General features: G+C 73.9%; 10 protein-coding genes. 1 reads left to right on the forward strand and 9 read right to left on the reverse strand.

What is annotated here, in order from left to right:
- Positions 1-134: 134 nt before the first annotated feature.
- From C1703_RS15500 to C1703_RS15530, 7 genes are all read right to left on the reverse strand, one after another.
- Entirely contained in the window at positions 135-1,109 is a 975-nt protein-coding gene (locus tag C1703_RS15500; RefSeq protein ID WP_114253279.1) for a cation transporter, read from the reverse strand.
- Between the two features lie 153 nt (positions 1,110-1,262).
- Entirely contained in the window at positions 1,263-2,414 is a 1,152-nt protein-coding gene (gene manA / locus C1703_RS15505) for a mannose-6-phosphate isomerase, class I (RefSeq protein ID WP_114253281.1), read from the reverse strand.
- A 54-nt stretch (positions 2,415-2,468) separates the two neighbouring features.
- Positions 2,469-3,596, reverse strand: a complete 1,128-nt coding sequence (locus C1703_RS15510) for an SIS domain-containing protein (protein ID WP_114253282.1) — start codon at positions 3,594-3,596, stop codon at positions 2,469-2,471.
- A gap of 107 nt (positions 3,597-3,703) precedes the next feature.
- Positions 3,704-3,874: a Trm112 family protein gene (locus C1703_RS15515; RefSeq protein ID WP_114253283.1), complete on the reverse strand. Its 171-nt coding sequence runs from the start codon at positions 3,872-3,874 to the stop codon at positions 3,704-3,706.
- Between the two features lie 70 nt (positions 3,875-3,944).
- A complete protein-coding gene (locus C1703_RS15520) occupies positions 3,945-5,309 on the reverse strand; it encodes a phosphomannomutase/phosphoglucomutase (RefSeq protein WP_114253284.1) in 1,365 nt (454 codons plus the stop codon).
- A gap of 101 nt (positions 5,310-5,410) precedes the next feature.
- Positions 5,411-7,027, reverse strand: coding sequence for an L-lactate permease (locus C1703_RS15525; RefSeq protein ID WP_114253285.1), 1,617 nt, complete (start codon positions 7,025-7,027; stop codon positions 5,411-5,413).
- A 120-nt stretch (positions 7,028-7,147) separates the two neighbouring features.
- On the reverse strand, positions 7,148-7,570 hold the full coding sequence (locus tag C1703_RS15530; RefSeq protein ID WP_010034669.1) for a DUF3499 domain-containing protein: 423 nt from the start codon (positions 7,568-7,570) through the stop codon (positions 7,148-7,150).
- Between the two features lie 294 nt (positions 7,571-7,864).
- On the opposite strand from C1703_RS15530, the gene C1703_RS15535 reads away from it, so the two are divergent.
- The gene (locus tag C1703_RS15535) at positions 7,865-8,320 is read left to right on the forward strand and encodes a metallopeptidase family protein (RefSeq protein ID WP_078651037.1); all 456 of its coding nucleotides are present in this window, start codon (positions 7,865-7,867) and stop codon (positions 8,318-8,320) included.
- Positions 8,321-8,330: 10 nt separating this feature from the next.
- On the opposite strand, the gene C1703_RS15540 is transcribed toward C1703_RS15535, so the two are convergent.
- Together C1703_RS15540 and C1703_RS15545 are read right to left on the reverse strand one after the other, a co-directional pair.
- A complete protein-coding gene (locus C1703_RS15540) occupies positions 8,331-9,854 on the reverse strand; it encodes a DUF5719 family protein (protein WP_114253286.1) in 1,524 nt (507 codons plus the stop codon).
- A complete protein-coding gene (locus C1703_RS15545; protein ID WP_114253287.1) occupies positions 9,851-13,507 on the reverse strand; it encodes a glycosyltransferase in 3,657 nt (1,218 codons plus the stop codon). Before C1703_RS15545 ends, C1703_RS15540 begins: the two co-directional genes overlap by 4 nt.
- Positions 13,508-13,650: the final 143 nt, after the last annotated feature.

The raw sequence follows: 13,650 nt of genomic DNA on the forward strand, positions 1-13,650 counted from the left end.
CCCAAGCTACACCGGGGGCGGGGGCGAACCCCAGTCCGCCCGCGAACACATCGAGCCGATCATGTGACGGGTTCGGGTAAGGCGGAGGGGCCCGCCGAGTGGTTCGGCGGGCCCCGTGGGTGCGGCGGGAGAGGTCAGTGGGCCGCGGGGGCCGGGCCTCCGGGGGATGCCTCGGGGTCGGGGCCCTTGGCGGCCTCGGCCTCGCTGTAGATGTCCGGCTCGAGGTAGATGACGCGGGCGATGGGGACGGCCTCGCGGATGCGGGACTCGGCGGCGTCGATGGCGGCGGCGATCTCGGTGGCCGTCTCCTCGTGGCGGACGGCGATCTTGGCGGCGACGAGGAGTTCCTCGGGGCCGAGGTGGAGCGTGCGCATGTGGATGATGCGGGTGACGGTGTCGCCGTCGACGACGGCGGCCTCGATCTTCTGGGTCTCCTCGACGCCGGCGGACTCGCCGAGCAGCAGCGACTTGGTCTCGGCGGCGAGGACCAGGGCGATCAGGATGAGCAGGACGCCGATGCAGAGGGTGCCGATGCCGTCCCAGACGGCGTCACCGGTGAGCAGGGCGAGGCCGACGCCGCCGAGGGCGAGGATCAGGCCGACGAGGGCGCCGAGGTCCTCCAGGAGGACGACCGGGAGTTCGGGGGCCTTGGCGTGGCGGACGAACTCCTTCCAGGAGCGGCGGCCGCGCAGGGCGTTGGACTCCTTGATGGCCGTGCGGAAGGAGAAGGCCTCGGCGATGATCGCGAAGACCAGGACGCCGACGGGCCAGTACCAGTGGGTCAGCTCGTGCGGGTGCTTGATCTTCTCGTAGCCCTCGTAGAGGGCGAACATGCCGCCGACCGAGAAGAGGACGATGGAGACGAGGAAGGCGTAGATGTAGCGCTCGCGGCCGTAGCCGAAGGGGTGCTGCGGGGTGGCTTCGCGCTTCGCCTTCTTGCCGCCGAGGAGCAGCAGCGCCTGGTTGCCGGAGTCGGCGAGCGAGTGCACGGACTCGGCGAGCATCGACGACGAGTTGCTGAAGATGAACGCCACGAACTTCGCTACCGCGATCGCGAGGTTCGCGGCCAGTGCCGCCACGATCGCCTTGGTGCCGCCTGACGCGCTCATATGTTCGCGTTGTCCCTTCGTACGCCGTTCCTGGGCCCGGGCGCCGCCTTGGTGCGGCGCCCGTGGCTTTGCCCGTGCTTGACGGTGGGCCATTGTTGCAGCCCGCTGCGGTCGCGGTGCTTCAGGTCACCGGCACGGGGGGCGTTGAAACAGTCAGGCGACGACGGTGGCCCGGAAGAGCGTCCCCGTTCCGGACACTTCGGCCTTTTCGCCGGCGGGGACGAAGACGGACCGGCCGGGGGTCAGGTCGTGCTCGCCCGCGCGGACCGTGCCGGCCGTGCAGAGCAGGATCTGCGGGGTCGGGCGGGTGAGGTCGTGGGCGGTGCCCGCCTCGGGGAGGACGTAGCGGGAGAGGCGGAACTCGTCGATGGGGGTCTCGTAGACCTCCTCGCCGTCCGGGGAGGCCTCGGGGCGCAGGACGCCGGGATCGCTGGGCCGGAAGCAGACGATGCGCAGGAGTTCGGGGACGTCGACGTGCTTGGGGGTCAGGCCGCAGCGCAGGACGTTGTCGGAGTTGGCCATGATCTCCACGCCGAGGCCGTCCAGGTAGGCGTGCGGGACGCCGGCGCCGAGGTAGAGGGCCTCGCCGGGCTGGAGCCGGACGTAATTGAGCAGCATCGCGGCGATGACGCCGGGGTCGCCCGGGTAGTGGTGGGCGATGTCGGCGTAGGGGGCGTAGGCGCCGCCGAGGCGCGTGCAGGCGGCCGCGGCCTCGGCGACCGTGCGGGACATCTCCTCGGGGTCGGCGGTGAGGATCGCCGTGAGGACCTCGCGCAGGGCGGCGTCCTCGGGGTGGGCGTGGAGCAGGTCGACGTAGGGCTTGAGGGAGTCGACGCCGAGGTCGTCGAGGAGGCCGGCGGCCTCGAGCGGGGGGCGGAAGCCGCACAGGCCGTCGAACTCGGTGAGGGCGCAGATCAGTTCGGGCTTGTGGTTGGCGTCCTTGTAGTTGCGGTGCGGGGCGTCGGCGGGGATGCCCCGGCGCTCCTCGTCGGCGTAGCCCTCCTTGGCCTGCTCCAGGTCGGGGTGGACCTGGAGGGAGAGCGGGGCGCCGGCGGCGAGGATCTTGAGGAGGAAGGGCAGGCGGGGGCCGAAGCGGGCGACGGCGGCCGGTCCGAGTTCCTTCTCGGGGTCGGCGTCGATGACCTCGACGAGCGTGCCCCGCTCGGTGCGTGAGGGTGCGCCGGGGTGGGCGCCCATCCACATCTCCGCCTGCGGCTCGCCGGTCGGTTCGACGCCGAGCAGCTGGGGGATGGCGGTCGGGGAACCCCAGGCGTAGGGGCGGATGGTGTTGTCGAGGCGGTCCATGGGGTTCTCTCTGGGTGTTCGGGCGGCGAGCGCGTCAGGGTGTCCCGGGCATGATCAGGCCCTCGATGCGAGCGCCAGGTAAACCGCGGCGAAATCCGTGATGGCGATCAGTTCCGCCAGGGTCTCCAGTTCGTCGCCCGGCTCGGGTTCCAGTTCGCTGATCGGTGTGTCGTGGCTGAGGGCGAGGTCGCGGGCGCCGGGGGCGGCGGTGAGGCCGCCGATGGGGCGGTCGCGCAGGAGCACCACGCGTGCGTGCAGGGCGGGTGGTTCCTCGACGCGGTCGCGGAAGAAGTCGTCGGGGTCGGCGCTGGCGGCCAGGGGGCCGGCGAGCAGGGCGCTGTGGGCGGCGAGGGCCTCGGGGAGTTCGGCGACGACCGCGGGGGTGCCGGACAGTTCGGCGAGGGCGGCGGCGAAGCGGCGGCCCGCCGGGCCGGCCGAGGTGCCCTCGGTCCAGACGATCGGCAGCGCGTCGGCGAGTTCGGCTGCCAGGGTCTTGGCGGGGTTGCTGTAGGTGGCGATGGCGGGGCCGCAGCGTTCGGCGATGCGGTCGAGGCGGTCGGCGACCTTGCCGAGGGCGTCCGGCGGGGCGGCGAGGACTCCCGTGCGGTCCAGGAGCGCGAGGAGCGGGGTGAGCAGGGCCCACAGGACGCCGGGGGCGGACGCGGCGAGGGGCTCGTCCTGGTCGTAGGGGGCGGTCGCCATGGGCACGAACAGGCCGTGCGTGCCGCCCACGGCGTCGGCGAGCGGGGAGCGGCCGGGCGCCACGGCGACGACCGTGCAGCCCCGTCGGTAGGCCTGCTCGGCGAGGAGGGACAGGCCCGGTTCGGTGCCGTCCGGGGTGGCGATCAGGAGGAGGTCGACCGAGCCGACCCAGCCGGGCAGTTCCCAGCGCAGGGCGCCCGCGGCGGGGGCGACGCCGGTGGGGGCGAGGCGGGTGACGGGGCTGCCCGCGCCGGCCAGCGTGCCGATGAGGTCGGCCGTGTGGGTGGCGGCGGCGCCGGGGCCGGCGATGAGGACGGCGCGGGGGCGGCCGTCGGGTTTGAGGTCGTTGACGCCCGCCTCGGCGGAGTGGCGGGCGGCGGTGCGCACGCGGGCGCCGGCTTCTGCGGCACCGCGGAGCAGCCCGCGGTGGTCGGCCTCGGCGAGGCCGTCCGGATTGTCGAGCAGCGATTCGTCGAGCATGGGGCGGCAGCCTCCCGATCGCCGGGTCCGTTATGGGGATGTCGTCCTACGCCGGTGCCCACCGAGTCCGCGGCCATGTACGCCGAGGGGGTGTGGGCGGCCGGCGGTCACTCGGGGCGACGGGCCTCGTCGACGAGGAGGACGGGGATGCCGTCGCGGACGGGGTAGGCCAGGCCGCAGCTCGTGTCGGTGCAGATCAGCTCGCTGTCCTGCTCCTTGAGGGGGGCGTGGCAGGCGGGGCAGGCGAGGATCTCGAGGAGTCCGGATTCGAGGGGCATAGGGGGTTCCTTCGAGGTGCGGGCGCTTGGGGTTGTGCCTGGTCAGGTTACCGCCGGTGGGGGCGGGGCCTCAGCCCCTGATGATCCCCAGCACCTCGTCCCGCACGCGGGCCATGGTCCGCGGGTCCCTCGCCTCCGCGTTCAGGCGCAGCAGCGGTTCCGTATTGGACGGGCGGACGTTGAACCACCAGTCGGTGGAGGTGACCGTGAGGCCGTCGAGGTCGTCGAGGGTGGTGTCCTCGCGGGACGCGTAGGCGGAGCGGATCGCGGCGAGGCTGGCCTGCTGGTCGGCGACCGTGGAGTTGATCTCGCCGGAGCCGGTGTAGCGGTCGTACGCGGAGACGAGGGAGGACAGGGGGGTCTCCTGGCCGCCCAGGGCCGCGAGGACGTGCAGGGCGGCCAGCATGCCCGTGTCGGCGTTCCAGAAGTCGCGGAAGTAGTAGTGGGCGGAGTGTTCGCCGCCGAAGATCGCGCCGGTGCGGGCCATCTCGGCCTTGATGAAGGAGTGGCCGACGCGGGTGCGGACCGGGGTGCCGCCGTGTTCCCGCACGACCTCGGGGACGGACCAGGACGTGATCAGGTTGTGGATGATCGTGCCCTTGCCGCCGTGCCGGGCCAGTTCGCGGGAGGCGACCAGGGCGGTGATCGCCGATGGGGAGACCGGCTCGCCGCGCTCGTCGACGACGAAGCACCGGTCGGCGTCGCCGTCGAAGGCGAGGCCCAGGTCGGCGTGCTCCTCGCGGACCCGCTTCTGCAGGTCGACGAGGTTGGCCGGGTCGAGGGGGTTGGCCTCGTGGTTCGGGAAGGTGCCGTCAAGCTCGAAGTACATCGGCACCAGCGTCAGGGGCAGGCCGGCGAAGACCTCGGGGACCGTGTGGCCGCCCATACCGTTGCCCGCGTCGACGACGACCTTCAGGGGGCGGATGGAGGTCAGGTCGACCAGCGAGCGCAGGTGGGCCGCGTAGTCCGACAACGTGTCGCGGCCGGTGATGGTTCCCGGCGTCGCGGCGGGCTCGGGGGCGCCCGACTCGCTCCAGCGCTCGACCAGTTCGCGGATCTCCGCGAGGCCGGTGTCCTGGCCGACCGGGGCGGCGCCCATGCGGCACATCTTGATGCCGTTGTACTGCGCCGGGTTGTGGGAGGCGGTGAACATGGCGCCCGGCAGGTTCAGCGCGCCCGAGGCGTAGTACAGCTGGTCGGTCGAGCAGAGGCCGATCTCCGTCACGTCGGCGCCCTGCCCGGCGGCCCCGCGCGCGAAGGCACGCGACAGGCCCGGTGAGGAGGGCCGCATGTCGTGCCCGGTGGCGATCGCGCTCGCGCCGGTGACCTGCACGAAGGCCGCTCCGAAGAGCTCGGCCAGGGACTCGTCCCACTGGTCGGGGACGACCCCGCGTACGTCGTACGCCTTCACGACCTGAGACAGATCAACAGCCACGGCCAGCCTTCCTGAAAAGTATGTCGGTCCGCACAAACTACCCCCGCCCACTGACAGCGCGCTGTGCGGACGCCCGACGGACCCCGAGACGTAACCTCAGGTCAGGGCAGCATCCAGCCCAGCACGGGGGTGCTCTGGCCCACGACGATCAGGCACATCACCAGCAGCAGGCCCAGGCTCCACGGCAGTACCTTGCGCAGCAAGTCGCCCTCCCGGCCCGCCAGTCCGACGGCCGCGCAGGCGATGGTGAGGTTCTGCGGGGAGATCATCTTGCCGAGGACGCCGCCGGAGCTGTTGGCGGCGGCCAGGAGGTCGGGCGAGAGTCCGGACTCGCGGGCGGCGGTCACCTGGAGGGCGCCGAAGAGGGCGTTGGCCGAGGTGTCCGAGCCGGTCACGGCGACGCCGAACCAGCCGAGGACCGGCGACAGGAAGGCGAGTCCGGCTCCGGCCGCCGCCACGAAGTGGCCGATCGTGGCCGCCTGCCCGGACAGGTTCATGACGTAGGCGAGGGCCAGGACGGACGTCACCGTCAGGATCGCGAGGCGCAGTTCGTGGACCGTCGCGAGCCATTCCCTGACCGCCACGCGCGCGTGCACCCCGAGGACGACGGCCGTGCAGATCCCGGCGAGCAGGACGAGCGTGCCGCCGGTCGACACGACGGGCCAGGAGAAGACGTTGCCGCCGACGGGTTCGCCGTCGGGCCCGGCCACGTCCAGGAAGGGCCAGTCGAAGGTCTGGGTCGCCTCGGCCAGCCGGTCCTTGAGGGCGGGGATCTGCGCGACGGAGAAGATCACGACGATCAGCGCGTAGGGGGCGTAGGCGCGCAGGACCTCGCGGGGCGGGTCCTGCTGGTCCAGTTCCTCGCTGCGCGCGCCGGTCAGCACGGAGGCGCGTACCGACTCGGCGGCGGGCACGCGCGCGTGCGGGACGGCGACCAGGGCGCCCGCGCCCGCCAGGGCGGCGCCGATGTCGGCGAGTTGGGCGGAGACGTAGTTGGCGGCGGCGAACTGGGCGACGGCGAAGGCGACTCCGCACGCCAGGGCGGGCACCCAGGTCTCGCGCAGCCCGCGCCGGCCGTCGACCAGCCAGACGAGCACGAGGGGCACCACGAGGGCCAGCAGGGGCGTCTGACGGCCCACCACGGACGCCACGGAGTCCAGCGGGAGCCCGGTGACCTGGGCGAGGGTGACGACCGGTGTGCCCATCGCGCCGAAGGCCACGGGCGCGGTGTTGGCGACGAGGGCGACGACGGCGGCGCGCACCGGTTCGAAGCCGAGCGCGACCAGCATGACCGCGCTGATCGCGACGGGCGCGCCGAAGCCGGCGAGCGCCTCCAGCAGCGCCCCGAAGCAGAAGGCGATGACGAGGGCCTGGATGCGCGGGTCGTCGGAGAGCCGCCCGAAGGACCGGCGCAGGATGTCGAAGTGCCGGGTGCGGACGGTCATCCGGTACACCCACAGGGCGTTGACGACGATCCACAGGATGGGGAAGAGGCCGAAGACGGCGCCCTGGGCGGCGCTGGAGAGCGTCTGGTCCAGGGGCATGCCGTAGGCGAGCCGGGCGACCAGGACGGCGGCGAGGAGGCCGGTCAGGCCCGCCAGGTGCGCCTTCATGCGGACGCCGCCGAGCAGGACCAGGACGATCACCAGGGGCAGGGCCGCCACCAGGGCGGACAGGCCGAGCGAGCCGGCGACGGGTTCCAGTTCCTGGACGTACACGGGCGCCTCCCCGGTTTCCGTCAGGCGAAAGCGATTTCTCGCACCCCTGAAACGGAATGGTCATGTCCACACCAACATCGCGTCAATGGGTGCGCGTGCGGAGAAACCGAGAGGGCGTGGTCAGTTGTCGGGCGACCGCAGGACCCGCAGGTGCCCGCGCCGCGCGACCTCCATCGGGTCGGCCGCGCGACCGCCGCCGCCCGCCCCGGCCGCCCGCTCCTGAGGGCGGGCCGCCTCGCGCACGGCGTTGGCAAGCGCTTCCAGGTCGTCGCCGCTGGGGCGCGCCGGGGCCGAGCCGTCGAGCAGCCGGACGACCTCCCAGCCGCGCGGGGCGGTGAGGCGCTCGGAGTGCTCGGCGCACAGGTCGTAGCAGTGGGGTTCGGCGTAGGTGGCGAGCGGGCCGAGGACCGCGGTCGAGTCGGCGTAGACGTACGTCAGCGTCGCGACGGCGGGACGGCCGCAGGCGGTGCGCGAACAGCGACGTACAGGGCTCACGACGTTGGACGGTACCGCACTCTTGAGCGGGCCGCGACGACTCTCCACCAGGTCACTCCACCGTGTCGTGCTGTGAAACGCCCCACACACCCCCTCCGGCACACGCTCCTGACCTGGCCGGACACCGTCGTCCAGGGTCTCGAACGGTCACCCAAGCGGTCAACAGTCATCACAAAACCCTCATTTGCCGTGAGGTTGCCGGTCTCGGAGGGATACGGAATCGAGCCCAACCTTGGCTTGAATGGTCATGTAACGACATGCCGCGCGGGTCGGCCGGAAGGCGCCCGTGCGCCCGTGCGGTGCCGGGCACACGGGCGCGGCGGGGACTACCCTTCAGCAGTGATGGACAAGCCCGTAACGCCCCGTGCCGCCGCCCCCGGGCCCCGCCGCCGTGATCGCCACGGCCGGGGCATGCGCGGCCCGATCGCACCCCCGCAGGTGCCGCTCGCCGCGAGCCGCGCGGACGCGTTCGCGGATCTGGTGCAGGACTCCGTGGAGCGCCTGGAGCGGCGCTGGCCGCAGCTCGCCGACATCGATTTCCTGGTCCTGGAAGTGCCGAGGCTCGACGGACCCGGCCAGGCCTGGCACGACGAGGCGGTTCCGCTCGGCGGCACGATCAGCGCGCGCGAGGGCCGCCCCGCGCGCGTGGTGGTCTACCGGCGGCCGGTCGAGATCCGCACCAAGGGGCGCGACGAGCGGGCCGCGCTGGTCCACGAGGTCGTCGTCGAGCAGGTCGCCGAGCTGCTCGGGCTGACACCGGAGACGGTGGACCCCCGGTACGGCGAGGACCAGGGCTGAGCCCGCCCGCCTACTGCTGCAGCACCGACAGGTCCTCGTCCGCCTCCGGAACGGCCACCGTCCCCCGGTCGTCCGGGAGCGTCTGCACGGTGAAGGCGGGGACGCCGCCCTCCGAGGCCGCCAGGGTGCGGGCACCGTAGACCGGGCCGCCGGAGACCGGCTCGACCGTGAGCGCGTACGTGCCCTTCAGCCCGCCGGGGACCGGGGGCTCGATGTCCTGGGACGTGCCCGCCTTGATCGTGTACGTCTTCGACACCGGCGTGCCGCCCTCGCTGCCCGCCGACGCGGTGACCTTGACCGTGGCCGCGCGGCCGGGGGCGGTCAGGGAGAGCGTGCTGCCCTTGGCGCTGTTGTCCGCGGACGTCGCGCGCGTGCCGACGGGGCGCGTGGCGGGGATGAACGCCGTCTCCTGCTTGTCGCCCTTGCCCCGGACGACCTTCAGGGCCGCCACGACCGGCACCGACTGGTCCGTCGGCGTCAGCACCAGGGAGCCCGCCTCTCCGCGTGTGACGTCACCGAGGTCGACGGCGGTCGTCATGCCGCCCTTGACGTGCACCGTCTCGTGTCCGGCGGGGGTGATCAACCCGGACGGGGAGGCGAGGCGCACCTTCAGGTCCGCGTCGGCGTCGCCCGGGGTGAAGGCGACCAGGCGCACGGACGTGGCGTCCTTGGGGATGCCGGGCATGACCAGGCTGCCGGACGGGTCCGTGGAGGCGGTCAGCCAGTCGCCGCCGGTCTTGTCGTCCAGGGCCTGCACGGCGGCGCCGACCCGCCCGCTGCGCACGTTGACGTGCACGGTGAGATCGGTCTGCTGCTCGTCGGTGAGGGTGGACAGCAGGATCGGCTCGCTGGAGTGCGGCTGGACCGTGATGTCCTCCCCCACCGCGGACTTCAGGGCGCCGTCCTTGCCGTACAGCTCGACGTCGACCACGGCGGCCGAGTCGTCCGGGTTCGTCAGGTGGACGTAGTCGGTGCGGTCGGCGGCCGTGCTGGCGCCCGGGAACCAGAAGTTCGTGTCCGGGGCCGTGCAGTTGACGCCCAGGAGGCCGCGGCCCGTGCCGGCGGCGACCTCCGTCGTCTCCTGGACGGTCCAGCCGGGCGCGAACCTGCCGTCCGCGGTGCCGACGAGCGCGGGGGCCTCGGAGCCGGAGCTGTCGCCGGTGACCGGCTTGCCGGGCTCCTTGGGGGTCAGCACGGGCTTCTCCGTCTTGCCCTTGCCCGGCTTCCCGCCGTCCTTGCCCGCCTGGGTGCCGTCCGCCGACTCCTGTGCGGCCGCCCGGAGTTCGGCCTTGCCGCCGTTCCCGGTGCCCTTCGTGACGGGCGTGAAGGACGTGTAGGACGTCTCCGCGATGTCGGACTGGCTGGGCGCGGGGCACAGCAGGCTCGTGCGCTCCACGGGGAGTTGGGCGGCCGCCTTGGCGGTGGCGGCCGTGCCCGGGGCGGCCGGGGTGTCCGGGGCGGACAGCGCGGCGAAGCCGGTGACGGCGGCGAGCGCGGTCGTGCCGGCGATCAGGGACAGGGTGGTGCGGTTCACTGCTGGCTCCCGTCGGGACGCTCACTGCCCGTGCCGTGGGGGTGGTGCTGCTGCGCCGGGTCGTACGGCGTGCCGTAGCCCTGGGGGTAGGCCTGGTCGTAGCCCTGCTGGTCGTACGACGGGGCCGGGGCCTGGCCGTCGTACGCGTACGGGTCGTACTGGCCGCCCTGGTACGGGTCCGCCTGGTACTGCTGCCCGTAGGCGTCGGCCTGGTACGGGACGTTCTGGTACTGGTCGCCGTAGCCGGTGTACTCGCCGCCCGGGTAGCCGGCGGGGTCCCACTGGCCCTGGTTCTGCTGGGGGACGCTCGCCGGGGGCTGCTCCGGCTGCGGGGGCGGGAACTCCTCGGGCCGGTCCGCTCCTTCCGCCTCGGCCTCCGCCTGGGCGCGCAGGCGGCGGGCGCGGCGGCCCTCGCCGGCGACCGCCTGGGCCGGGACGGCCGGCTCGTCGGGCAGGTCGTCGTCGATGTCGCGGCGGCGGCCGGGCAGGGCCAGCACCACGAGGACGACGGCGAGCAGGCCCTGTGCCCACAGCCAGGCCGTGTGACCGATCGGGTCCTCGTACGTGACGTCCAGCCGGCCGCCGGTGGCGGGGAGTTCGAAGCCCTGGGCCCAGCCGTCGACCGTGGTGCGGGTCAGTGGCTTGCCGTCGAGGGTGGCGGTCCAGCCGTCGGCGGCGGAGTCGGCGAGGCGCAGCACGCGCCCGTCGGCGCCGGACGGGATCGTGGTGTGGATGTCGACGGGCCCGGCGGCGACGGTCCGCGGGGTGCCGGATCCGGAGGCGGGGACGATGGTGGCGCGCGCGACCTCCCGGTCGACCTGCCACAGCGCGCTGCCGTCCTGCTGGCTGAGCCGGGCCAGGCCGGGCGTGGCGTCCAGGACACGGGTGACGTCGCGGGGCGCCCCCTTGTGGACGAGGACGTAGCGCACGGCGAAGCCGCCGAGCTGGTCGGCCTGGTCTGCGCCGGAGCCGGCGACCAGGTTGGCGACGACCTTGTCGAGCCTGCTGTTCTCGCCGTCCTCCGCGGCGATCTCGCCGTCGCCGAGGCGGGCGCCGGAGCCACGGACCAGCACATAGCCGACGTGGGCGGCGGAGTCGCTGTCGAGGACCAGGGTGCGGGCCTGGTCGGTGCTGCCGCTCTCCTCGGCGACGAACGCGGGCACCTGGGTCGGGTCGCGCCGCTCCAGGGGCCCGTCGGCGCCGCGGATCATCCAGCCGGCGGCCACGAGCAGCGGGCCCGCGGCCGAGGCGAAGGCGATCAGCACGGCGACCGGCTGGCGCCAGCCGAAGCTCTGCTCGGCCACGCGCGCGCGTGCCCCGTCGGCGCCGAGCGCGGCGGCGGCCAGGAGGGCGAGGCCGTAGACGAGGGTCGCGGGGCCGGCCCAGGTGGAGCTGTTGGACAGGATCGCGAAGACGAAGCCCACCAGGCCGACCGCCCAGGCCGTCCAGATGCCCCGCTGGCGTTCCGAGCGCAGCAGGGCGGCGAGCGCGGCCAGCACGATGCCGATGAGCATGAGGCCGCTGACGGTGCCGGGCCCGCCCGGGCTGGCGCCGAGCAGGTCGAGGGCGGAGGCGGCCGAGGCGCCGTACTCCAGGCCGGCTTCCTTGAAGAAGCCGAACGGGAGCAGCGTCAGCGACCAGGGGGCGAGGATCAGCAGGGGCGTGCCGAGCTGGGCGAGGAACCGCAGCCCGTACGCCGTGATGTCGGACCGGCGCAGCACCAGCAGCCCGGCGCCGAGGAGCAGCGCGATGGGCCACACGACGGGGGTGAAGGCGGTGGTGATGGTCAGCAGCAGCGCGTACGCCCAGGTGGCGCGCCAACTGCCGCGGGTGCCCGCGGGGTTCGCCAGGCCGCCGGCCGCGATGCCCGCGCGGGCGAGGAGCGGCAGCAGCACGGCCAGGACGGCGGTGCCGAGGCGGCCGCCGGCGAGGGCGCCGGTGGCGGCGGGCAGGAAGGCGTAGACGACGGCCGCCCACGCGCGCAGCAGCCGGGACTCGACCAGCGGGCGGGAGGCGAAGTACGCGGTGACGCCGGCCAGGGGCACCGAGCAGACGAGCAGGAGCGTGACGGCGAGGCCGGTCGAGCCGAACAGCAGCGAGGCCAGCATCGCCACGATCGCCACGTACGGCGGCGCGGCGGAGGTGCCGCCGGTGCCGACCGCGTGCCAGGCGTCCAGGTAGCGCGCCCACAGGTCGGCGGAGTCGGCCGGGGCGGGCAGCAGGGCGCCGCCCGCGAGGGCGCCGCCGCCGAGGAGCTGGCGGCAGGCGACCAGGGAGACGAGCAGCAGCACCAGAAAGAGCACCGGGCCGGGCTTGCGCGCGACGCGCTTGAGCCGGGCGAACTGCTCGATCTCCAGGAAGTCGGCGTCGTCGCCGCCCGGGCCGGACTCGACGGCGCCGCCGTGCCGCCCGGCGCCGGAGGTGACCTCCGGGTCGGAGCGGCCGACCAGGTCGCTCGCGACCTGCTCGACGGTGGCGCGGACGGTCGCGCCCGGCGGCGGGAACAGCTGCCGCAGCTCGCCCTTGTCGATCTGGGGTGCGCCCCGGCGCCGGCGCCCGGCGAGGATCCGCTCGGGCCTGAGCAGCGTGCCCAGCAGGCCGCGGATCTCGTCGACGGCCTGGCCGGGAACCTTGCCGACGAGGTAGGCGAGGGTCCGCAGCAGCGTGCCGAGCACGATCCGCAGCAGCACCCAGGGGAGCACGGCGGTACGCGTGTTGACGAGCAGGGCGTAGACGGCGCCGGCCTTGTCGACCTTGTGCGGGGAGGCGGCCGTGCGGCCCACGCAGTCGACCGCGCGGCGTTCGCGGGAGGCCGCCTCGGCGTGCCGGACGACCGCCTCGGGGGCGACCAGGACGCGGTAGCCGGCCGCGTTCGCGCGCCAGCACAGGTCGACGTCGTCGCGCATGAGGGGCAGGTGCCGGTCGAAGCCGCCGAGCTGTTCGAAGACGTCGCGGCGGATCAGCATGCCGGCGGTGGACACCGACAGCACGGACCGGACGTGGTCGTGCTGGCCCTGGTCCTGCTCGCGGCGGTCCAGGCCGGTCCAGCGGCGGCCGGAGTTGGCGATGGAGACGCCGACCTCCAGCAGCTGCCTGCGGTCGTACCAGCCGCGCAGCTTGGGGCCGACGACGGCCACGTCCTCGCGGCCTAGTTCGTACTCGTTGTCCACGACCCGCAGCAGCTGGGCCAGGGCGTCCGGCTCCGGGGCGCAGTCGTCGTGCAGCAGCCACAGCCACTGGACCGGCTCGCCGTGCGGGAGCTCGGGCAGGTCGTAGGCGTCGTCGCGCCACGAGCGCGTGACCGGGTCCCAGCCGCTGGGCCGCTTCAGGTACGGCAGCTCCTCCGGGGTGAGGTGCGGGGCGGTGCGGTCGCACTCCTCGACGGCCTGGCCGAAGCCGGTGCGGCGGGCCAGGTGCAGTACGCGGTCGGCGCCGAGGGCGTCGGTGACGAGCTGGGCGGAGTCGTCCGCGCTGCCCGTGTCGGCCCCCATCGCGTACTGGACCGGCCGCTCCTGGCCGAGCAGCCCGGCGAGCGCGTCGGGCAGCCAGCGGGCGCCGTCGTGGGAGACGAGGACCGCGGTCACCACATGACGCGGGAACTCAGGTGTGGCAGCGCTGTCGTGATGGGCTGCCGGGTGGCTGTGCACGGACATCGAGGTACGGGCCCCGGTTCGGTGGACTGCGGTGGACGCCCGCGACCGGTGGGGGCAGCGGGGCGTCTCGGACGAGCGACCACACTATCGGCTGCGCAACAAGGGGGCCCGCCGCCTGTGGATAACCCACCTGCGACGGGCCG

This window comes from Streptomyces sp. Go-475, assembly GCF_003330845.1.
Classification (GTDB): Bacteria; Actinomycetota; Actinomycetes; order Streptomycetales; family Streptomycetaceae; genus Streptomyces.

Excerpts from the sequence above, each read along its gene's own strand:
- C1703_RS15515 (WP_114253283.1), bottom strand. The coding sequence starts at position 3,874 with ATGCCCCTCGAATCCGGACTCCTCGAGATCCTCGCCTGCCCCGCCTGC.
- C1703_RS15510 (WP_114253282.1), bottom strand. The coding sequence starts at position 3,596 with ATGCTCGACGAATCGCTGCTCGACAATCCGGACGGCCTCGCCGAGGCC.
- C1703_RS15500 (WP_114253279.1), bottom strand. The coding sequence starts at position 1,109 with ATGAGCGCGTCAGGCGGCACCAAGGCGATCGTGGCGGCACTGGCCGCG.
- C1703_RS15545 (WP_114253287.1), bottom strand. The coding sequence starts at position 13,507 with ATGTCCGTGCACAGCCACCCGGCAGCCCATCACGACAGCGCTGCCACA.
- manA (WP_114253281.1), bottom strand. The coding sequence starts at position 2,414 with ATGGACCGCCTCGACAACACCATCCGCCCCTACGCCTGGGGTTCCCCG.
- C1703_RS15535 (WP_078651037.1), top strand. The coding sequence starts at position 7,865 with ATGGACAAGCCCGTAACGCCCCGTGCCGCCGCCCCCGGGCCCCGCCGC.